This window comes from Flavobacterium sp. 90 (assembly GCF_004339525.1).
In the GTDB taxonomy this organism is placed as follows: domain Bacteria; phylum Bacteroidota; class Bacteroidia; order Flavobacteriales; family Flavobacteriaceae; genus Flavobacterium.
This window is the reverse complement of sequence record NZ_SMGE01000001.1, coordinates 6,459,024-6,479,998: the sequence shown is the minus strand read 5'-3', so window position 1 is coordinate 6,479,998 and position 20,975 is coordinate 6,459,024. Positions and strand designations below refer to the sequence as shown.

Below are 20,975 nucleotides of genomic sequence, written 5' to 3'. Positions count from 1 at the left end.
TAAATACACAAATTGAATATTATGAAAAGTAAGTATGTAATACTAGCATCAGCATTATTGATTTCTGTAGCTACTTTTGCTCAGAAAGATCAAATTAAGAGTGCTGAAAAAGCGTTAAAAGGCGGCGATGCTCAAGGAGCAATTACAATATTGAAAGACGCTGAAAACTTGGTAGTGAATGCCAAAGACGTTGAACAAGCGCAATACTATTTTGTACAAGGAAATGCTTATTTGGATTTAGCTAATAAAAAAGTTGAAGAAGGCGCAAATTTATCTCTTGCGGCTGAAAGCTATAAAAAGTTAATTGAGATTGAGAAAACTTCAGGTAAACAAAAGTATTCAGTTCAGGCTGCTGCTTCAATTACTGAAATTAAAGGAAAGCTTATTAACTCAGCTATTGCAGATACACAAGCTAAAAAAGTTAAAGAAGGTGCTCAAAAATTGTATGATGCTTATTTGTTAGACAAAAAAGATACAATCAACTTGTATTACGCAGCTTCAACAGCAGTAAACGCTCAGGATTATGATAGCGCTTTGCCAATGTATGAAGAATTGAAAAAATTGAATTATTCTGGAAAAGGTACTTCTTATACAGCTGTAAATAAAGCTTCAGGTAATGAAGATGGTTTTAATACTGCAAAAGAAAGAGATTTAGCTTTAAAATTGGGAACTCACGAAAAACCAAAAACAGAAGTTATTCCTTCTAAAAGAGGTGAGATCTACAAAAATTTAGCTTTGATCTTAGTTCAAAAAGGACGTACTGAAGACGCTAAAAAAGCTATCGCTGATGCAAGAAAAGCAAATCCTGATGATTCTTCTTTGATTCTTTCTGAAGCTAACTTATATCTTGAAACTAAAGACTATGATACTTACAAGACATTAGTTACTCAGGCTTTGGAAAAAGAACCAAACAATGCTGATCTTGTTTTTAATTTAGGTGTAATCAGTGGTAATGCAAAAAATAGCGCTGATGCTGAAAAATATTACTTGAAGGCTATTGAAATCAATCCAAACTATACTAATGCTTATCTTAATCTTGCAGCATTAAAATTAGAGGCTGAGAAACCAATCATTGATGAAATGAATAAATTGGGTACTTCTGCAAAAGATATGAAGCGTTACGATGTGTTAAAAGCACAAAGAGAAAATGTTTTTAGAGGAGTTATTCCTTACCTTAAAAAAGCAAACGAATTAGATCCTAAAAATGAAGATGTTTCTAAAACATTATTAGGAGTTTATAAAGCTTTAGAAATGACTGCTGAAGCAAAAGCATTAAAAGCTACAATGAACTAAGAATTTTAATTCTTTTTGAATAAAAAAATATCCCGTCAAAAGCGGGATATTTTTTTGTTTATAGATTACTGTATTGACTAAACTAAAGCAGCTGATAGAGTAATTGTTGTATTTAAAAGTTTTGAAATCGGACAGATTTCTTTTGCTTTTGCAGCTGTCTTTTCAAATTCTTCGGCAGAAATTCCAGAAACTTTTCCTTTTAAATCTAAATGGATTAATGTTATTGTTCCATCCTCAAAAGTTACTGTCGCTTCTGTATTTAAATCATCTGCAGTAAAACCTCCTTCGTTTAGCAAAAAGCTTAATTGCATTGTAAAACAGCCAGAATGTGCTGCTGCAACAAGTTCTTCGGGATTTGTTCCTACTCCGTCTGCAAATCTTGTCTTAAATGACAATTGCGCATTATCTAATGTTGTACTTTGTGTACTGATAGTTCCTGTTCCTTCCATACCGGTTCCTTTCCAGTTGGCATTTGCTTTTCTTGTAAATTTCATTTTATATTAATTTAGGTTTATAATCTTTTGATTCTCAAATATAATCAATATTTTAAAGAATAGTTTTATGAAATTTAATTAGAGTGTTAAGTTTGGGGTTGAAATGAAGTAAATGTTGGGATGAATTTTACCGCAAAGGCGCAAAGTTTTCTGTTCAGGATTACGCTTAGTAAACGCAAAGTTCGCAAAGTTTTGTGTTGTTGAATTGTCGGCAATCTTAAAAATGGGATAAAATTTTACCGCAAAGATGCAAAGGTTTTTCTATTTAAGATTGCGCTTAGTAAACGCAAAGTTCCCAAAGCGTTGTGTTGAATTAGCTTTGTGAACTTTGCGAAAACCTTTGCATCTTTGCGGTAAAATGACCCCAACAAAAAAGGCGTAACGAAAATATCATTACACCTTTTTTAATTATTGTAGAAACTTAGCGTCTTATTCCTGACCTAAATTTCGTAATTGTTTTAATTTGTCTTTCCAAACTTCAAGGCTTTCTTTGTGGATAGCGATGTTTTTACGAACTTCAAGAACAATTGAGTTTTCTTTCTTAGCATTTTTCGTGTTTGTGAAAAACTGAATATTATTCTCTAATTGGAAGATTTCATTTTGAACTTCTTCAATTTTACGCATTAAGAATATCTTCTCGTTGTCTAATTTACGTGTATCATTGCTGTCAGATAAAGAATCAATTCTGTTGGCAAAACGCATCATTTCAGTTTCTTTTTTACTCAAACTTAATTTTTCAAAAAGGGCATCAAGAATTTTATTGAATTTTCCTTCGATATGACGTCTTGCAAAAGGAACTTTTCCGTAACCTTTCCAGATTTCGATATGTGCTTTTATAGCATCAAGATCCGTTTTGTGATCACCGGTAAGTTGGTAAGCTCTTAGGATATCTAAGTAAGCTTTTTTATTGTCAAAAGCAGCAACTTCATCAACGTTTTCTTCTGATTTGTGCTCTTTTAATTTATCAAAATAATGATTACAAGCATCTTTAAATTCTTTCCAGATTTTATCTGAATATTTTTTCGGAACGTGACCAATTTGTTTCCACTCTTCCTGAATTTGTTTCATTACAGGAGTTGTAGCACCAAAATCTGTACTTTCTTGCAGTTCTTTTGCTTTTGCAACAAGAGCCATTTTTTTATTTAAATTGTCGTTTTGATCCTTTTTAATGTCTTTGTAAAACGAATTTTTAAAAGAATTAAAGTTTCTAACGGCAGTTTTAAAAGCAGCCCAAGTTTCTTCATTTACTTCTGATGGTACTTTTCCGGCGGCAAAAAACTCATTTCTAAGTGCTTCTACTTTCTGAATTTGTACTAACCATTGTGAGTGAGAATTTACTTTTTCAGTTCCTAAAACCTCAATTTTTCCAATGATTTCTTTCTTAACTTCAAGATTATTTTGTTCGTTTGCTCTTTGGCTTTCGAATAAAATTTCTCTTTTGTCATGAATTTTTTTAGTCAATTCACTGAATTTATTCCAGATACTATCACGGTGTTCTTTTGAAACCGGACCAATATCTTCTTTCCAAATTCTGTGTAAGTCTTGTAATTCACGGAAAGCTTTGCTAATATCAGTTTCGTTTACTAATTCTTCAACGCGAGCAATGATTTTTTGCTTTTGTTCCAGATTGTATTTGAAATCTAAATCTCTTGCTTCACGATCTAAATGCAGATAATCGTAAAAATTCTCTACGTGAAAATGGTAGTTATTCCAAACGTGATTGTATTTGTCTTTTGGAATTGCTCCGGCATTTTTCCATCTTTCTCTTAAATCATTAAAATGTTTAAGCGTGTCTTTGATGTTTTCCTGCGGATTTATAAGTTCTTTTAGTTCCTCAACTATTGCAAGTCGATTGTCTAAATTAGATTTAAGGTTTGTTTGTAAATGTTTAAAATGAGCATTTCTTTTCTCTCTGAAAACATTATAATATTCGTCAAACTTAGATTTTAATGGAGAATGATATTCGAATTCTTCGTTAGGATCTTCTTTAGAAGCGTTGAATTCTTCTTTTTTCTCCTCTATAAGATGGTTGTATTGTAGTAAAAATGCTTTCTTAATCTCTTCGATATGCTCTTTTACAGACATCACTTTATCGTCGTTGATCAATTTTTTCAATTCATCAACAAGTGCGTCAAGAGAGAAAGTGTTGTAATCCTGCATAGGAATATCATGGCGCTCTTTTAGCGTTTCATCTTCACTTTCTTCGGCGTTCGAATTTGTTATAGCATCTAATGCAGTTTGATGTTCTGTTTCTGTTACTTCAGTTTCAACAGTGTTTTCTACTACAACTTCTTCATCAGAAATTGTGTTTTCAGTTGCTGTTTCAGAACCAGTAGTTTCAATTGCATTATCTTGTGTAGAATCGTTAATTTCGATTTCTAATTTTCCGTCTGCTTCTTGCAGGTTATCATTCTTTTCTTCTAACATTTTAAATGTATAAGGTTTTTATTTTAAACAGAGCGAAAGATAGTAAAGGAGTTTCTAAATACAAAATAAATCGTTTGTTTATACATGATTTTACGATGAAATTCCTATTTAATGAAGTAATTTAGTAATGTGATATCTGTTTTTTTACTATTTTTTTTGAAGTTTAATTAAATGGGTAATTTATACACTTTTAAGAAAATTAGTGGCAAGTCTATATTTTAATCTAAAATGATTTGTTTTCTTTTAAAATCTCAGAGTTCTCAAAAGTTGTATTTAGTTCCGTTTTCTATTATCAGAAACGATTCAGAATAAAATAAGCATTCCAACTTCGATACCATAGTTATAGGTTTTATGTCCTCCAAAAGCAACACTCGGATGAACATAAGCCATATCGTTTTTGGTAATTCTTCTTCCAAATTCTACAAAAGCATTATTTGGATAACCTTTATTGGTGTTGTTGTATCGAAAGGCGACATCAGCTGCAATCCAGTTTTTTCCCAATATAAACATAAAGTAGTTCTCAAATGCAGTTAGATTTACATCGTTTCTGTTGTCGGAACCAGCAAAACTCATTTGATTTTCTAAAGAAACAATCCATAAGAGATGATCTTTCTTTATATATTTTCCGTAAAAAACAGCTGGAGCAAACACCCATTTTCCTGATCCAAGGGCAGGATCGACAGCGGAGTTTGAGATTACTCTGGCGCGAAAAGCTATTCCTTCGCCATTGTATTTTAGATACGGTATATAACTAATACCAACTCCAATATCGCCAATACCGGTTTTGTTTATAGAAGAGGTGTTTGTAGAAACTAATGGTAAATCAACTCGCAGGTTCCACGCGTTATTTGCAATAGGGTGCAAGAATCGAAGTTGTGTGGTATTGAAGGAGCCTGTATCAGTGTCTAAATACTCATTAAAAAGTAATATCGTTTTTAGAAAATAATGATAACGTGCTTCTTCATAAATGTTTTTTTTCTGCTCACTAATAGTATCCTGAGCCAGAATTGAATTGTAAAATGGAAAAAGTAGTAAAAAAAACGGTAGAATTTTTCTCATAACCATCTATTAATGAATAGACTAAGTTACAAAAATAACTTTACCGTTTTATTTGTAGTTCTGTTTTTATTTATTCCAGATTTTCCATGCTTTTTCTGCCTGAAAAATTAGCATATCATAACCATTCTTTATTGTAGCACCTTTTTCTTTAGCATTTTTTAAAAACTGAGTTTCTTCGGGATTATAGATTAAATCATAAGCAATGTGTTTCTCTGTGAAAAACTCATACGGAAGATCAGGACAAGCTTCAATATTTGGACTTGTTCCTACTGGTGTACAATTAATTATAATCTGAAAATTGTCAAAAGTAGTGGCGTTGATTAAGCTGTAATCAATGATATTTTCTTTTGATTCTCTCGATACAAAAGTATACGGAATATCTAATTCATCGAGAGCAAAAGCTACACCTTTTGATGCGCCTCCAGTTCCCAGAATCAGTGCTTTTTTGTGATGCGGCTCTAATAATGGTTTTAATGATTTCTTGAAACCATAATAATCGGTATTGTAGCCTTTTAATTCTCCGTTTTTGGTGAATTTAATGGTATTTACAGCACCAATTAAGGCAGCTTTTTTTGATAGTTTATGCAAGAACGGAATAACTTGTTCTTTGTATGGAATTGTAACATTTAATCCTTTTAAATCGGGATTGTTTTTTACTAATTCAGTGAAATAATTAATTTCTGAAATATCGAAATTTTCGTAGCTGTTGCCAGCAAAAACTTCTTCACTGAATTTTTCTGTAAAATATCCTTTTGAAAATGAGTAACTAATATTACGGCCCAACAAGCCAAAACGTCTTCTTAAAATATCAATCATTATTCTTTTCTATGTTTTTCAATATAATTTTTAACCATTTTTTTTGACCAAACTACCGGAAATAAATCTTCGATTAAGATATAATTTTCGAAGTTTAGACGCAAACCATTACTTAAATGAAATTTTGCTTTTGTGTTGTCCTGAATCATAAAATACAATCCCGCCAAACGATATTCGATTTCGTTTTCTTCCGGAAAATATTCTGAAGCTTGTAATAAGGTTTGAATTGCGCTTTCGAATTCACCTAAAAATTGAAGTATATCTACCCAAAATAACCAAGTGTCAAGAGCATAATCTCCAAATTCTACTGCTTTTCTGTATCCAAATTCAGCTTCTTCAAAAAAGTTCATTTGTTTATTGATCGTCGCATAACGTTTCCAGTACAAACGATTTTGATTATCGATTGCTAAAGCTTTATTCACAAAAAACAATGCTTTTTGAAAGTTTTTTTGACGAACATAAAAGTCTGTAATTGCAATCCAGCCTTTGTCTAAAAGCGGATCTTCATGCACAGTTTGGTTGTAATATTGTAACGCTTTCGCTGAATTACCTAGTTTTTCATAGCATTTTCCAATACGCAATAACGCATAAGAAGTTGCATCGTCTAACTCGATAGTTCTGTTGTAGCTTTCGATTGCTTCACTGTATTTTTTAAGACGTTCATAGGCTTTTGCTTTTTCCATGAAAGCGCCCAAAAACTCATCGTCAATAAGTGTTGCATAATCAAAAGCACGAATAGCATTTTCGTATTCTTTTACCCCATAATGCAAACGTCCAAGCTGGTGCCAGGCGATTTCGCTATATGGGTTTTTATTGATATAATCGTTAAGATATAAAATGGCTTCCTGATTTTGATCTAAAAATTCAAAACAATAAACCACATTATACAAGGCAGACTGATCTTCTAAATCTTCTTCAAGACATTTGATAAAACTGTCTTTTGCCATCTCAAGGTTATCCATAAACAGATATTCCATTCCAATCAAGTTGTACACATCAGCGTAGTCGTCTGTATATTGCAAGGCAATTTTAAGCAATTCTACCGCTTTTTCGTGTTGATCTCTTTTAGAACAAATATTAGCTTTTTGGATGTAAATTTCCTCGTTGTTAGGTTCGATTGCATATAACTCATTCAGGAGTTTTTCGGCGATTTCCAGTTTGTCGTCGTAAACCAACATTTCTACTTGTACTAATTTTAAGCCCGTAGATTTTGGGTGTTGGTCTAATGCAAGTTTCAAGGCCTTTTTTGCTAAATTAGCCTTACCTATATCTAAATAATGAAGAATGATTTCTTCAAATTCTTCAGAATCAAAAAAGAGTACTTTGTTAGTTTTTAACATGGACTCAAATTTGGATAGGGATAGGTTATAATCTTCTTCTTCGTTGCTTAATTGCATACTTTGTTTATTTGAAATTAGCCTGTTATAAATTTAGGCAACCATATTATTGTTGTGGGGAAAGGAAATTAATTGTTTTGAACAATTTAATTAACAATATGGACAGAATTCCTATTCTGTTTTTAGTCATAATCTTCTTATTTTAAAAAGAGATTACTAGTTATTATTATATTTTATTTTTAACCGAGAGTCTTAGCCCTGATAGAAGCGATATCCTTTTGTTCCGCCGCGGCGGATAAAAAATAAAGCGGATAGCAGGAAATAGCTCCAAATTATGCTTTTAGCCCTTTTTTTACGATTTCATCCATAACACTTAGGATTATGGTACAACCTTCTTTTATTTCTTCTTCAGAAATGGTTAATGGTGGTGTTATTCTAATGGCGCATCCTTCGAATAGTAACCAGAATAAAATGAGACCTTTGTCCTGACAGTTCAAAATAACTTCGTTGGTTATTTCGGCTGTCTCAGTCATTGCTGCGAGCATTAATCCTTTTCCTCTAACTTCCTTTATCAAAGGATGTACCAAAAGCGATCTAAAGAGATTTTCCTTTTCTAAAGCTTCTGTCATAAGGTTTGTTTCAGTTAATTCCTGCAAAGTAGCCAGACATGCTGACGCAATGACAGGATGACCACCAAAAGTCGTAATGTGTCCCAGTTTAGGATTTTCGGTTAAAAGATCCATTTTTTCTGCCGAAGCTGTAAAAGCGCCAACCGGCATTCCGCCACCCATTCCTTTTCCCATAACGACGATATCCGGAATGACATCGTAGTTTTGGAAGCCAAAAAGTTTTCCGGTTCTACCAAATCCAGGCTGAATTTCGTCAACAATCATCATCGCTCCAACTTCGTCGCAACGTTTACGAACTTTTTGTAAAAAATTATCGTGAGGCTGAATAAATCCTGCACCTCCCTGAATAGTTTCTAAAAGTATTGCGGCTGTTCTGGTGGTTATTTTTTCTAAATCGGCTTCATTATTGAATGTGATAAAATCAACATCCGGAAGCAAAGGACGAAAGGCTTGTTTGCGTTCTTCAAATCCCATAACGCTCATAGAACCCATTGTGTTGCCGTGATAAGCGTTGTGGCATGAAATAAGCTGACTACGACCTGTTGTTCGTTTTGCTAATTTTAATGCGCCTTCAATTGCTTCTGTACCTGAATTTACTAAATAGGTTTTATTTAAAGATTCCGGTAGGAGCGAAGCTAGTAATTTGCAATATTGTACAGCAGGACTTTGCGAATATTCACCATAAACCATTACGTGCGAATATTTGTCTAACTGATCTTTTATGGCTTGATTGACTCTTGGGTGTTGATGTCCAAGTGTACAAGCCGAAACTCCGGCTACGAAATCTAAATATTTTTTATCGTTGGTGTCGTAAATGTAAGAACCAATGGCGTGCGAAACCTCCATTCCTAAAGGATAAGGAGAGGTTTGCGCCTGGTATTTTATAAAATCTGGATTCATTTCTTTTTTAAGGTTCTAAGTTACTAAGCATCTGAGGTTCTGAGTTTTTTGTTTCAAGTTGCTGTAAACTGATATTGAGGCTGAATTTAACCGCAAAGATCGCAAAGATTTACGCAAAGTTTGCAAAGCTGCAATCAAGTTTACATTATTAAAATGCAAAGATCACAAGGCTTTGTAAACTGAAAACTGCGACTGAATACTAAAAACTGAGAATTATTTTACTGCTTTAGTTTTGGCTTTAGCCGAAGGTTTTGCTGCTGCTTTTACAGCTGGTTTCTTTTTGTCGTAATCTAAAGTTTCTTTCCTGATTTTCATCGGAACGTCTTTGTTCTTCGCTTCTTCGTCTTTTCCTTCTTGTATTAATTTGTCATTGAGTTCATTGTCTTCTGCGGTAAAAATATCATCTTTAGACTTTATTCGTTCATCGCCACGCCAGACCAAACCTCTTAATTTTCTGGCATTTTCTGGCAAATCGGCTTCAGGGTAAATATCGCCATCGACTTTATTAAAAAAGCTAATGGTTTCTACGGCATTATTCTCCAGAAGCAGATTGATTTTACTACTTACATTTTTATTGATTCCTATAAGTTCATGCTGATCATTTCGCATGAAATAAATGACTTCGGTGTTTTTAATAACATCTACATCATGGAGTTTTCCGTCTTTAAATTTTCCAAATAAATTGATTCCCTTGACCTGATTATAACCGGTTCCGAGTGTGTCCTTGGAGACGAGAAAGGTGTTGTTGAGTACTTTCATAGAATCTAATTTTCGGGTATTCTGGTCACCAATTAAATGAATAACTTCACCGGTAATTTGATTTTCGCCGTTCCATATAATTGGGTTTCCAATTAGTTTTGTCAAGGCAATTTTAGTATCTGAATGCAATGAATCACATTTTCCGCTCATGTCGATTTTGAAAAAACGAACATTGTTAAAAGCTCTAATAATGCGTTCTCCTTCTTTGCCGGTTACCATTAATTTTTTTCCGTGAATATAAACGGAGTCATTTTCGACAAGGTTAATTGCAACCGCTCTTTTGGTTACAAACATGGAATCTTTTAGTTTATAAATCTCGGCATAATGACCTTTTACAATTCCGCGATTTATAGAATCTGTAATTTTTACATTTCGCGTTGCCGATGCAAATTCAATATTCCGATTATAATATAAACTATCGCCTTCTATAAGTCTGTCGTCATATTTTATATAAGATCTCCGTAAAAAGTGGGCGAGATTTTTCTTGGTATCATAAAAGCCTTTTTCCGTGTAAATATAATTGGTTTTGCTGGTAATCGTCGATGGTCCAAATAGATAGGTGTGACCTGAATTGCTGTAATAATCTAAATGATTAGATTTTATTACATATTTAGGGTTTGTTATGGTAACTTCTGTTAAGAACTGAAATTTCTTTTCTGCAACATAATATCTACCTGATTTACTTACTAAAGTATTGTCTTTGTTGACAATTGTACCTTTTGTATTGTAAAAAACCTGCTGAACATTTCGGTCAAAATTAATCGTATCGGTTTGCAAAGTTGCATCAGGCGAACTCATAACGGCATCACCGGTTGCGAAAGCTTTTTTTAGATTCCCACTATATTCTGCATATTTACTATTTAGAAACAAAGTATCACCTTGCACTAATTGCACGTTTCCAAAAGCTTTGATGTAGTTCTCTTTTTGAAAGAAATAGGCTTTATTACAAGTCAGTATAACACCATCATGGTCAATTTTTACATTCCCACTTAATAATAATGCTCCAGGTATTAAAACTTCATTAACTTCAGAAAGATCAGCGTTTTCAACGATAATTTTTTTTGGCGCTTGTGCAAAAATGGATTGTACGCTTAACAAAAGCAAACAATAGGATATGAAAAAGAGTGATTTCTTCAATTGATTAAATTTTTGTCAAATTTATGAAAAAGGTTACAACCTTATAATGTTATTAGGATTAATTTAAATGTTTCTTTTTAGGCGCAAAGGTTTTTTTATTAGGTTCAAAGGTTCAGAGTAGCAAAGGTCCAAAGCTTTGTTTGCGTTTTTTGTAAATGAATTTTATTCGTAATTTATATCGTAGAGACGCACAGTAGTGCGTCTAACATAGCGTTGCAGGTTCAAAGTCAAAGATTCAAAGAGATAAAGGTTTGTAGATAGAGGACACGTAGGAGTTTAAATTGTAGCTTGAATTGTGCCGTTAGGCATTAAATATTGGTAGTAATAATTTCAATGATTACCCAAGCGTGCCGTTAGGTACGCAACAAATTGATAAATGTCACGTACCTACGGCACGTAAAATCAATCCTGAATTCATTTACTACCAATATTTAGTGCCTAATGGCACAAAAATATACTTATGCGGTTATTATGGTTCTTTTAGATTTTTAAATCTTTAATTCATTTCAAAAAACCTTTGTCCCCATGAACCTTATTTTAAATTATCAACAAAATACAGTACTCTCTCGTTGTAGTTGCCTCTTTTTAAATGAAATCAGAACAAATAAGAGTTGGGTTCATTTCAATTTTAAAATTTAGTTTAAATTTAGAAAATGGTTTAAAATACCAGATTTACTAACTAGACCAAAAGTTCAGATTATTAAAAGATATGATAAATAAAAGAATTGTAGTTGCAGGAATGGCTGTAACAATGCTGTTTTCATCATGCAAAACAAAAGATATAAAAATGAATGCTATCAAAGAAGATGTTCCTGCCGAGAAGAAAATTGTAGTTTACCAAGTTTTTACCCGTTTGTTTGGAAATAAAAATACAACCAACAAACCTTGGGGAACAATTGAAGAAAATGGTGTAGGAAAGTTTAATGATTTTACAGATAAAGCACTTCATGAAATTAAAGATTTAGGCGTTACTTATATTTGGTATACCGGAGTTCCACATCACGCTTTGGTTCATGATTATACCGCTTACGGAATTTCAAATGATGATCCTGAGGTTGTAAAAGGCCGTGCAGGTTCGCCATATGCAGTAAAAGATTATTATAATGTGAATCCTGATTTGGCTGTAAACCCTGCGAACAGATTGCAGGAATTTGAAGCTCTTATTGCCAGAACTCATAAAGCAGGTTTAAAATTAATTATTGATATTGTACCGAATCATATTGCTCGTAAATATGAAGGAAAAAATAATCCCGAAGGTGTAAAAGATTTTGGTGCCGATGATAATGTAAATGTTGAATACGATAGAAATAATAATTTCTATTATATTCCGAAGGTTCATTTTGAAATTCCGGATGGAGATATTCCGTTAAACGGAGAAAAAAATCCAATGATTGATGGTTATTTTGATGAAAATCCCGCAAAATGGACTGGAAATGGTTCGCGAAAAGTAAAACCAGATCAGAATGATTGGTACGAAACCGTAAAAGTAAATTACGGAATTCGTCCTGATGGTTCCAAAGATTTTCCGGAACTTCCTGCTGGATTTGATCAAAAGTCTTATCAGGAACATTTTGCTTTTTGGCAGGATAAAGACGTTCCGGATTCCTGGAAAAAGTTTAAATCGATTGCTTTGTACTGGACGGCAAAAGGTGTCGATGGCTTCCGATATGATATGGCCGAAATGGTTCCGTATGAATTTTGGAGTTATATGAATTCGGCGATCAAAATGAAAAATCCAAATGCATTTTTATTAGCAGAAGTTTATAATCCGAATGAATATCGCAATTATATCCGTTTAGGAAAAATGGATTATTTGTATGATAAAGTTGAAACGTATGATAAACTAAAAGATGTTATTCGCGGAAAATCGAATCCTGATGGATTATCAGATATTCAAAAAAGAATGTCTGATATTGAACATCATATGCTTCATTTTTTAGACAATCACGATGAACAGCGTTTAGCAAGTCCTGAGTTTGCAGGAACTCCGGAAAGAGGAAAACCATTAATGATAGTTTCTACGACAATTAGTACTTCGCCAACAATGGTTTATTTTGGACAGGAAGTAGGTGAGGCGGGGAACGAAGATGCAGGTTTTGGAACGCATTCGAGAACTTCTATTTTCGATTATATTGGAGTTCCAAATCATCAGCGTTGGATGAATGAAGGAAAATTTGACTGAGGAAAATTATCAGATTCAGAAAAAAATCTTCGAGATTTTTACAAAAGATTGCTGAATTTTTCGATTAATAGTTCAGCTTTAATGGGAGATTTTCAAGAGATTCAATCTGTAAACCGTGAGAATAATCAAGGTTACGACGAATCAATTTATTCTTATGTTCGTTGGTCTGAAAGCCAAAAACTAGTAATTGTTGCTAATTTTTCTTCTGAAAAAACAAGTGCCTTTAATTTGAAAATTCCATCTGATGTTATTCTAAAATGGAATTTAAAAGATGGTGAATACGTACTTACAGATCAATTGTATTTGAATAAGAAAAATGTTTTGGTTGTAAAGAATGGAGAAGGAACTGTCATCGTTGAAATAGCGCCTTCGGAATCATTTATTTATGACGTGAAATAGTTAACCTAACAGGTTTTTGTTTTAATAGTTCTCTTTTTATAAGATTTTGAAAGTCTTATAAAAAGAGAATTTAATTTTTATAAACAATAAAGCTGTTTGATTTTAGAAGTTTATTCCCCATTAAAACCTTGGCATTCTTTGGTATATGTACTTCCTTTTTTAAACCAAAGTTAATTATAACAGTAATTTTTTCACCTTCGAAAGATCTTGTAAATGAAATTTGATCTTTTGAAGATTCAAGGTTTTCATAAGTTCCATATTGCAAAACTTTTTCCTCATTTCTTAAAGCTATGAGTTTTTTATAGTTGTTAAGAATAGAATTCTTTTGAGTTTCTAAAACGGCAACATTTGTTTTTTTATAATCGGAATTAATCTTAATCCAGGTTTTTCCTTTTGAAAATCCGGCAAAAGTATTTGCATTCCATTGCATTGGACTACGTGATTTATCGCGATTATGTTCATTGCCTTCCAGAAGTGCTTCTTTATCATTTTTGCCATTTTCGACCGCCAGTTTATAATGTGTTCTTCCTTGAATATCGACCATTTCGTCAATGTTTTGGGCAGTAATATTATGCATCCCAATCTCTTCACCATAATAAATAAACGGAACTCCTTTTGCAGTAAGTATCAAGGCGGTTAATGCTGTTGCTTTCTCAATATTTCCGTTTGCTAATCGATCAATCATTCTTGGCATATCGTGACTTCCAAAAAATAAAGTGGGATAATTGCTCATATTTTTCTCCATACTTTGCAATTCATCAAAAATGCATTGTGTAGAAAATTCTTTAATACTTCCAAAGTTGAAATTAAAAACGACATCTAACAAATCCTGCGATTGATATTGCTTTAAAACTTCGATTTTGTCACTTCCTATTTCGCCTACAATAAAACGATTGTCATATTCGCTAACGGTAGATTTTATAATTTTCATCGCATCTTTTACACCTTTCTGATCAATATCGTTGATGTGATCTTGTTTTCCGTCTTTCATCGGATTATCTTGTGTGATTCCGTTTGTGGTCAAAAAGTTAATTACATCTAATCGGAAACCATCAACACCGGCATCCAGCCAAAAACGCAAAACATTCTGGATTTCAGTAACTACTTTTGCATTTGACCAATTAAGATCAGCCATTCTTTTATCAAATTTATGATAGTAATATTGATTGGTTAAAGTGTCTTTTTCCCATGCCGTTCCTCCAAAAAAAGATTCCCAATTGTTTGGTTCATCTTTCCAGATATAATAATCACGATACGGATTGTCTTTTGATTTTCTGGATTCCTGAAACCATTTACTATCTGTAGATGTATGATTAAAAACCATATCTATAATAACTTTAATGTCTCGTTTGTGTGCTTCATTCATGAAAGTATCAAAATCTGCTTTATTTCCGTAAGTAGGATCAACTTCATAATAATCAGCAACATCATAACCATTATCCACTTTTGGAGATTTGAGAAAAGGAGTAAGCCAAATACCTTTTATACCCAGATTTTGTAAATAATCCAGTTTTTGTGTCATTCCTTTAAAATCACCATATCCGTCGCCATTACTATCGGCATAACTTGGCATATAGATTTGATAAAAAACAGCTTCCTTCCACCATTTTTGGTCTGCTTTTTTTTGAGCGCTAATTGTGTTTATATTTAACATTAGCAAAAAAAAGAAAGTACAATTGAAAAGGTTATATTTCATAAAATTTGAGACTATAAACTCGTTGTGTAATTCGTGAAAAAAGTAAATACATTGTTTTGAAATAGATAATTGTATTTCTAAATGAGCAAAATACCTAACAGGTTTTAAAAACCTGTTAGGATATTAATACTAAATCCAGCAAGTTGATTTTATTTTTTTTGTTGCGATTTGTAATCCACAACTATTCCATCAACCAGCATTTTTTCACCTTCATATGTTATTTTTCCGCTTGACGGAACACAAACAATTACAGCTGAGCTTAATGGATCAATTTTTATTTTAGCAGACGAAGTAACATTTCGAGCAATAAAACTTCCTGAAACAGTATTATAAAAATCGACTTTTTTGCCTTTTTCAGTTTTTATAGTAACTGTTTTACTTGCTGTATATGGATTGTAGTATAAGTATGAAGGGTAAGCTTTATCACTAAAAAAGTCTGTTGCTAATAAATCAAGTTGTAATATTCCTGTAACATTTGTTGCTTTAATAATGCTTCCAAATATACCAACATGACCACTTCCGTAAACGCTAAATTGAGATTCTTTAGGATTTTTGCCCAATACCCAAAGGGGACCGTCACCTTGTGCCACCGGACCCTTTAAATTTTCATATTCTTTATAACTTGATTGCTTGATAATACCTTCGTAACCAATTACTCCTTTAGTAACTTCGGCAAGTTCAGGAATAGTCTGATGTTCTTTTGGCATGTATTGCGGGTAAAAAAGGCGTGATGCATTTGCTGCATTTAGCATCCATTTTCCAATTGCGGTTGCATGCGATTGATCGTATCTAACCATTGGTACCAATGGCCAGGCTGCATCATAAGTATTCATAAGAAAACCGTAACCGCCATGATCTACAGTACTCCCAAAAGTACCTGAAATATCAAATCCGTTCCAGTTTCCAACTAAAGCTCCCCAACCTTCACGACAAATTGGTGTTCCGTCAAATGTCCAGTCGAGCATTTTGTTTGTGTCGTATTTTGTGCCTTCTTCTGCATTAATTCTGGCGGCTAAATAAGCTCCAAAAGGCATTAAAACCTCATAAGTTGGATTTTTTGATTGTGATTCTAAAGCTGCCAAAGCACTTTTTGCTCCTTTTAAATATTTAGCATCACCAAACTTTTTATACGCCATATACAAAACCCATGCATGCCCGGCAGCTGCGTCAGGTTGTGTACAAATATGATTTGTCATTGGCGTCATTTTATTATAATCAAAATACGAATAGTCATAATTGCCATTTAGAATTACATCGGCTTCATAAAACTTATCTGCAATAGTTCTTGCTATTTCGGTAAATCCGGGTTCGTTAGGATACTTATCATAAACGGCAAAAAATAAAAGATTCGGATATACATCATACCACCAGTCACGACCGTAACCACCACCCAAAAGTGCAACTTCCGGACAGGTATTATTCATCATAATATTCCAGTTGGTTTCTTTATTGAAATAGTTTTTAAGCATTCCAACATAGTTTAGGTTGGGCTGGTTTTTATCGATTCCAACTAATGTTGCTCCTAAAGTTGCTCCCATTGTTGCAAGCGCTTCATGAAACATTCCGTTGTTTTTGTCAGGTCCTTGTCTTACATCGGCAACAGCCGTATATAATCCTACAACTTTTTGCGGGAAGTTTTTTTGAGTTTCATCCATCCAAACCATTGGCCAAAATTTACCTTTGGCATTAAAATCATAAACGGTTTTATCAAAATCTAAAGCCAGTTTTTTATAATCAATTATTTTTAAAGGCTGTGGCAGATTGGGCATTTGATCTACACGAGGAATTTTTTGTTGTTTTACCTGAGCTGTAAGGCTTAAAGTAAACAAACAACAGACAATAATTTTTATAAATGTATTCATATTATGTTTTTATTTTAAAGCAGATCTACTGCTACTTTATCTAGTACTTTTTTGTTTGTTTCAATTTCCGGAGAAAGTTTCAGTCCTTGTTTTATGATTTTTTTGCTGATAAAAATCGAGCACAATTGTAATAGCGCGATGATTCCTATGGCGTATCTTAAAGCAAAATCTTCTGAAACTGCATAGTATAAAGTCAGGAAAGTTCCGGCTCCAAAAAGTCTTCCAACATATAAACCAGCTTCATGATTTAGGATGTATGTAAACTCGCCTCTTTTTTCGATTCGGGAAACAATATCAATTACTTTAAGTTGAATAGGGAAGTAGGCTAAATCCATCAAAGGTTTTGCGATTAGCAGTAGTAATAAAAAGAGTATTACGCCGGTTTTATCAAAGAATAATCCGTTTATGCAAGCTCCTAGAGCAAATAGAATTAGTCCTGCAGAAAAAATTTTGATTCGATCTGAGGGTTTTGAAAAACGTCCGATAAAATAAATAATAATGGCAGCAAGTACGGCACCTATAGATTGTGCTTTTCCTAAATCGCCTTCTTCGCCTAATATTTTAAAAATAAGCATTGCAGGAGCCGTAACCAGAAATCCTTGGGCTAAACCTTTGAATGTAGCAAGCGACAATAGTTTATACCATAAGGGATGAAATTTGAAAAAGATGTACTTTTTTTGTGTCGGATTTTCAAATTTACCTCTGTAACAAACTATTGAAGCGGCGATAGTAATCAGAAAAACTATTCCGGTAATAATCACGTAGGCTTCATGTTTTTGATCTTCGCCTGTTTTTGACTGTATAAACCAGCCAATTGTTGCAGGAATAGCAATAGCGATTATGGTATAAATAAAGGTTTCTAAACCGTAATAATAATTTCGGTTTTCATCGTTTGTAATTGCCAAAGCAAGATAATCTCTATTTGCCCAATACAAACCAAATGAAAGCCCCATAGTAATACCTGCGATACCAATTCCGGTAAGGTCAAGTGTTTTTAAAGACATCATGATAATCATCGAAACACCACTAAGCATCATTCCAATTGAATATAATTTTTTGATGTTTAAATGTTTCAATAAGAATCCATTTAACAAAAAGGTAAGCGGAATTCCGGTATAAATTGCTAATTGATAAATGACAACTTTTGAGGTATCATTTGAATTCCTCATAATATAAGCGGCAACAAAAATATCGATTACAGGTAATACCAGTGCATAGACCAGATTTGTGAAAATTAGTATGCGAAAATTATGGGTTTGGCTTTTAAAATGGTCAATTTCTGATATAAGTTTTTTAAACATTAGTTGGTTTTTAGAAGTAAAAGAATCTCTTTGATCGAAAATTGTGCTCCGCATACAAATTCGTCAGAAGCGCCATAATAAATTGTAACAGTATCTCCATCAGGTTCAATAATATGACCATTTGTAAATACTACGTTTCCAAAAAATCCGCTTAGTTCATAACTTGTTGTAGGGATCATAATTGGTTCTTCGGTTCTTGCGATTACTTTTGTAGGATCGTTTAAATCCATTAAAAATGCTCCTAAACAATATTGATGATTTTCATTGGCACCATGATAAATTTCTAACCAACCTTTAGCTGTTTTTATAGGAGCAGCTCCGGCGCCAATTCTTTTACTGTCCCAAAGTCCTTTTCGTGTTTTAAGAATACAATGATGATTTCCCCAATGAATACCATCCGGAGACGAAGCAATCCAGATATAATTTCCACCTATATCTACACTACTCGGGCGGTGTAAAGCATAGAATAAACCGTTTATTTTTTCTTCAAAAAGGGCGCAATCTTTATTATGGGCTGGTAATATCATACCGTGTTTTTGGAAGTTTTTCCAATCTGTTGTAGTACGTAAACCTACACCAACGCCATTATCAGATACTGAAGTAAAGGTCAAATAATACGTTCCCTCGATTAAGGCAACTCGGCAATCTTCAATCCCGAATGTTTCTAAAATGCCTTCACCAACTAGAGATGGATAATTTTCAGGTTCGTAAAAATCACGCCCATTTTCGCTGCATAATAAACGTAAATGTGATAGCGTAGTTAAATAATCATTTCCTTTATAATTAATTACTCTTGCATCTGTTGCAATTAAATCAGGATCATTATTCGGAATTTCGATAATAGTAATTTCCCCCGTTTCTGTTAATATCGGAAAAGAAATAACATCATCTTTCTGTTTAGGTCTTTCTGCTACACGCACGACTAACCAGGTTTTGTTTTGGTATTGAAATACACCCGGATTCAATAAACAGGTGATTTCTAATCCTTCTCGGCTTGCAGGAATATCTTTAGGTGATAATAACGGATTTTCTGTAAAACGTTTTGCTATATCTTTCATGATTTTTAGTTCTATATTATTATGAATCGAAACCTAACAGGTTTTTAAAACCTGTTAGGACTGATATTTTAAAAATTAATATCCGGGGTTTTGAGTTAAAAGCCCCGCAGAAGCATCTATTTCTGATTGCGGAATTGGATATAGCATATGTTTGTCCTGGAAATTTTTTCCATGAGCAGTCATTACTTGTTTCGCAATTCCCCATCTTTTAAGATCGCCCATTCTATGGCTTTCAAAACCAAGTTCGGCTCTTCTTTCAGAGATTAACCATCCTTTTACAACAGCTTTATCTCCAGAAATTGGTCTGTCCGGCAATGTTCCGGCAGGAGGTGGTGGTCCAACAGAAGTAACCGAAATTATTTTGGTCGGATCGTCTGGAAAGTTAGGATCTTGACTTTTAATCGTAACGGTTGTTACTGTATTTCTGGCTCTAGTTCTAACTTGATTTATAAGGCTAATTGCCTCTGAATAATTGTCCGTTTCATTAAGTGCTTCTGCTTTCCAAAGTAAAACGTCGGCATAACGAATCAATACTTTATTGTTTGGTGCATCATCATCGCCTTTATTTCCTCCATTTGTAGTTCCTAAAAGTTTATTAACCCATTGTTCCGGGACATTTACGGTATATAATTTTCTTGGATCATTTGGTTCAAATGATGCTAAAAAATCAGTACTTGGTGCAAAAAATCCCCATCCAAGAGGTGCACAAATTCCATTTCCTCGTCTTGGATCAGCTTGTTTAACGTGGTTGTAAGAAAAAATAACTTCGTCATCTGTATATTCAGTGTTCATACTAAAGTTATCAAAATAATTGGTATCTAAATTATAAAAACCAGTTGTTTGCAATTCTGATACTGATGATATTACACTTGCCCAATCTTTGTTGTACAAAGCAGTTTTTGCAAGAAGTGCAATAACAGCTCCTTTTGAAACTCTCCAAGGTTCTTTATCCGATGAATATTTTGAGTTTGGCAGCAATGTTTTTGCCGTTTCCAAGTCGGTTTTAATTTGTTTCCATATTTCTTCTTTAGGAGCTCTTACGGCTTTGTCAAAAGCTTCCTGATATGTTTTTATTGAAGACAGAATTAAAGGAACATCACCAAAATTTGTTACCAGTGAAAAATAATAATAAGAACGTAAAAAATAAGTTTCACCTAGTAATTGATTTTTTCTTTCCGTAGTTATTCCTGTAATAGATTCAATATCCGGGTTTAATAGAAAACCTAAAGCTATGTTTGTTCTTATTATGCCTTCATAATTGTATTTCCATAATCCGTTTGGACCTCCGTTTGTAGAAGTAAAAGTAAAATTATTGATTTCATCCATCCATGGCTGATCTCCATCAGGAGACCATTTTTTTTCCATATCATCAGATGCAATATCTTCTATTATAATATCATTTTGAAATACTAAACCTGCATTCCAGTCCCAATTTGCCAATTGATTTAACTTATTGGATAACATATCGTAAGATGAAGTTACAGATGTTTCTATAGATTTTAATGTTGGTTTAGAATTTGCCTGTTCAAAAGTCTGTCCGCCTACAGGATCTGTCGTTAGTTCATCCTGACAACTTGTGAATGTTAGTAGCGAAATCATAATCGCTGTTATATATATGTTTTTCAT

At 33.3% G+C, this 20,975-nt stretch carries 13 protein-coding genes and 1 pseudogene; 2 read left to right on the top strand and 12 right to left on the bottom strand.

Translation table 11 applies throughout. The features are described from left to right. Nucleotides 1-21: 21 nt before the first annotated feature. On the top strand, nucleotides 22-1,293 hold the full coding sequence (locus C8C83_RS26400; RefSeq protein ID WP_121325731.1) for a tetratricopeptide repeat protein: 1,272 nt from the start codon (nucleotides 22-24) through the stop codon (nucleotides 1,291-1,293). Between the two features lie 77 nt (nucleotides 1,294-1,370). Here C8C83_RS26400 and C8C83_RS26395 read toward each other — a convergent pair whose 3' ends face one another. The 7 genes from C8C83_RS26395 to C8C83_RS26365 form a co-directional block, all read right to left on the bottom strand. Continuing rightward, a complete protein-coding gene (locus C8C83_RS26395) occupies nucleotides 1,371-1,787 on the bottom strand; it encodes an OsmC family protein (protein WP_121325730.1) in 417 nt (138 codons plus the stop codon). Nucleotides 1,788-2,216: 429 nt separating this feature from the next. After that, a complete protein-coding gene (locus C8C83_RS26390; protein WP_121325729.1) occupies nucleotides 2,217-4,214 on the bottom strand; it encodes a DUF349 domain-containing protein in 1,998 nt (665 codons plus the stop codon). Between the two features lie 303 nt (nucleotides 4,215-4,517). Then, the gene (locus tag C8C83_RS26385; RefSeq protein WP_121329884.1) at nucleotides 4,518-5,273 is read right to left on the bottom strand and encodes a lipid A phosphoethanolamine transferase; all 756 of its coding nucleotides are present in this window, start codon (nucleotides 5,271-5,273) and stop codon (nucleotides 4,518-4,520) included. A 66-nt stretch (nucleotides 5,274-5,339) separates the two neighbouring features. Beyond that, entirely contained in the window at nucleotides 5,340-6,089 is a 750-nt protein-coding gene (locus C8C83_RS26380; protein WP_121325728.1) for a shikimate dehydrogenase, read from the bottom strand. Continuing rightward, complete coding sequence (locus C8C83_RS26375; RefSeq protein ID WP_132011973.1) at nucleotides 6,089-7,486, bottom strand: tetratricopeptide repeat protein; 1,398 nt, start codon at nucleotides 7,484-7,486, stop codon at nucleotides 6,089-6,091. The genes C8C83_RS26380 and C8C83_RS26375 overlap by 1 nt, the downstream gene beginning before the upstream one ends. 272 nt (nucleotides 7,487-7,758) lie before the next feature. Next, a complete protein-coding gene (locus tag C8C83_RS26370) occupies nucleotides 7,759-8,955 on the bottom strand; it encodes an aspartate aminotransferase family protein (protein ID WP_121325727.1) in 1,197 nt (398 codons plus the stop codon). 213 nt (nucleotides 8,956-9,168) lie between these two features. Beyond that, complete coding sequence (locus C8C83_RS26365) at nucleotides 9,169-10,818, bottom strand: OstA-like protein (RefSeq protein WP_121325726.1); 1,650 nt, start codon at nucleotides 10,816-10,818, stop codon at nucleotides 9,169-9,171. A 742-nt stretch (nucleotides 10,819-11,560) separates the two neighbouring features. On the opposite strand from C8C83_RS26365, the pseudogene C8C83_RS26360 reads away from it, so the two are divergent. Next, nucleotides 11,561-13,432, top strand: a pseudogene (locus tag C8C83_RS26360) (alpha-amylase family glycosyl hydrolase). 70 nt (nucleotides 13,433-13,502) lie between these two features. Here C8C83_RS26360 and C8C83_RS26355 read toward each other — a convergent pair. From C8C83_RS26355 to C8C83_RS26335, 5 genes are all read right to left on the bottom strand, one after another. Further along, a complete protein-coding gene (locus C8C83_RS26355; RefSeq protein WP_121325725.1) occupies nucleotides 13,503-15,128 on the bottom strand; it encodes an alpha-glucosidase in 1,626 nt (541 codons plus the stop codon). Nucleotides 15,129-15,277: 149 nt separating this feature from the next. Continuing rightward, entirely contained in the window at nucleotides 15,278-16,990 is a 1,713-nt protein-coding gene (locus C8C83_RS26350) for a hypothetical protein (RefSeq protein ID WP_121325724.1), read from the bottom strand. Nucleotides 16,991-17,004: 14 nt separating this feature from the next. Beyond that, entirely contained in the window at nucleotides 17,005-18,291 is a 1,287-nt protein-coding gene (locus C8C83_RS26345) for an MFS transporter (protein WP_121325723.1), read from the bottom strand. Continuing rightward, nucleotides 18,291-19,349, bottom strand: a complete 1,059-nt coding sequence (locus C8C83_RS26340; protein ID WP_121325722.1) for a glycoside hydrolase family 130 protein — start codon at nucleotides 19,347-19,349, stop codon at nucleotides 18,291-18,293. The genes C8C83_RS26345 and C8C83_RS26340 overlap by 1 nt, the downstream gene beginning before the upstream one ends. 75 nt (nucleotides 19,350-19,424) lie before the next feature. Beyond that, nucleotides 19,425-20,975: a RagB/SusD family nutrient uptake outer membrane protein gene (locus C8C83_RS26335; RefSeq protein WP_121325721.1), complete on the bottom strand. Its 1,551-nt coding sequence runs from the start codon at nucleotides 20,973-20,975 to the stop codon at nucleotides 19,425-19,427.

Bases quoted from the DNA above. Each gene is read 5' to 3' on its own strand.
- C8C83_RS26370 (WP_121325727.1), bottom strand. From the start codon at position 8,955: ATGAATCCAGATTTTATAAAATACCAGGCGCAAACCTCTCCTTATCCT.
- C8C83_RS26395 (WP_121325730.1), bottom strand. From the start codon at position 1,787: ATGAAATTTACAAGAAAAGCAAATGCCAACTGGAAAGGAACCGGTATG.
- C8C83_RS26335 (WP_121325721.1), bottom strand. From the start codon at position 20,975: ATGAAAAACATATATATAACAGCGATTATGATTTCGCTACTAACATTC.
- C8C83_RS26380 (WP_121325728.1), bottom strand. From the start codon at position 6,089: ATGATTGATATTTTAAGAAGACGTTTTGGCTTGTTGGGCCGTAATATT.
- C8C83_RS26355 (WP_121325725.1), bottom strand. From the start codon at position 15,128: ATGAAATATAACCTTTTCAATTGTACTTTCTTTTTTTTGCTAATGTTA.
- C8C83_RS26340 (WP_121325722.1), bottom strand. From the start codon at position 19,349: ATGAAAGATATAGCAAAACGTTTTACAGAAAATCCGTTATTATCACCT.
- C8C83_RS26375 (WP_132011973.1), bottom strand. From the start codon at position 7,486: ATGCAATTAAGCAACGAAGAAGAAGATTATAACCTATCCCTATCCAAA.
- C8C83_RS26345 (WP_121325723.1), bottom strand. From the start codon at position 18,291: ATGTTTAAAAAACTTATATCAGAAATTGACCATTTTAAAAGCCAAACC.
- C8C83_RS26400 (WP_121325731.1), top strand. From the start codon at position 22: ATGAAAAGTAAGTATGTAATACTAGCATCAGCATTATTGATTTCTGTA.
- C8C83_RS26390 (WP_121325729.1), bottom strand. From the start codon at position 4,214: ATGTTAGAAGAAAAGAATGATAACCTGCAAGAAGCAGACGGAAAATTA.
- C8C83_RS26350 (WP_121325724.1), bottom strand. From the start codon at position 16,990: ATGAATACATTTATAAAAATTATTGTCTGTTGTTTGTTTACTTTAAGC.
- C8C83_RS26385 (WP_121329884.1), bottom strand. From the start codon at position 5,273: ATGAGAAAAATTCTACCGTTTTTTTTACTACTTTTTCCATTTTACAAT.